The sequence below is a fragment of the Bifidobacterium thermophilum genome, assembly GCF_002846655.1.
Lineage (GTDB): Bacteria > Actinomycetota > Actinomycetes > Actinomycetales > Bifidobacteriaceae > Bifidobacterium > Bifidobacterium thermophilum.
Genome location: NZ_PCGX01000015.1, coordinates 1 through 1,259, shown reverse-complemented (window position 1 = coordinate 1,259; position 1,259 = coordinate 1). Strand labels below are relative to the sequence as shown.

The 1,259-nt window shown below is 65.1% G+C and carries 1 protein-coding gene; it reads right to left on the bottom strand.

Going from position 1 to position 1,259, the window contains the following annotated elements; translation table 11 throughout:
- Nucleotides 1-144: 144 nt before the first annotated feature.
- The coding region (locus CQR48_RS08945) for a type IV pilus twitching motility protein PilT (RefSeq protein ID WP_272867215.1) at nucleotides 145-1,259 on the bottom strand (1,115 nt) is incomplete at its 5' end.

Here is a 1,259-nt window from a genome sequence, read left to right as displayed (position 1 = left end):
GGGGTCTCAGCGTCGGCAGAAACAGGGGGATGACCGGCCGGTAGGATCGGGACGGGGTCGCCTTGGGTCGATTCGTTCGGCCGGGGGTGATTCGTTCGGCCGGAGGACTGATTGTCACCGGCCGGGTCGGCCCCCGGCTTGCGGTCAGTAGGCGGCGCGGGCCTGGACGAGCTTCTCGAATTCCTTGCGGTCCTGGCAGCGTTTCTCGGCGATGTCGAGCTGCACGTCGCCCCGGTTGACCAGCCGCGCCAGATCCTGGTCCAGCGTGTGCATGCCCAGGTCGCCGCCCGACTGCAACTGCGTACGCACCTGATGCGTCTTGCCCTCGCGGATCAACGCGCTGATCGCCGGCGTCGCGTACATCACCTCGGTCGCCGGGACACGCCCGTGCCCGCTCGCCTTCGGCAGCAGCGTCTGCACGATCACCGCCCGCAACGTGGACGCGACCTGCACGCGGATCTGCTGCTGCTGGTTCTCCGGGTACACGTCGATCAGACGGTCCACCGTCGAGCCCGCGTCCTGCGTGTGCAGGGTCGCGAACACCAAGTGGCCGGTCTCCACGGCCGTCAACGCCGTGCTGATCGTCTCCAGATCACGCAACTCGCCCACCATGATGATGTCCGGGTCCTCACGCAACGCGTGCTTGAGCGCCTCCGCGAAACTCAACGTGTCCGTGCCGACCTCACGCTGGCTGACCACGCAGTTCTTGTGCCGGTGCACGAACTCGATCGGGTCCTCGATCGTGATGATATGGTCGTGCCGCTCCGCGTTCGCCTTGTCCACGATCGCGGCCAGCGTGGTCGACTTGCCCGAACCCGTCGGGCCGCACACCAGCACCAGGCCGCGCGGCAGGAGCGCCAGGTCCGCGATCCTCTGGTCCAGGCCCAACTGGGTGACCGTCTTGATCTCCAACGGGATCGTACGCAACGCCGCGCACACGCCGTTACGATCCTGGTACACGTTCACACGGAACCTGACCAGATCCCCGATCGCGAACGACACATCCAACTCGAGCTCCTGCTCGAACCGCTGCAACTCCTCATCCGTCGTCATCACCTGCACCGCAGCCAACGTCCGCTCCTTATCCCAGACTTGGCTTTCCGGCACTGGCATGAGTCGCCCATCGACTCGCAGCATGGGGTTGTCACCGACCACCAGATGAAGATCGGACGCGTTGAGTTCTACGAGACGGTACACTGCGTTGATGAATTCGGTGTCGGCATCAGGATGCTCGCGGAACATGGTTTGCACGACCAGCT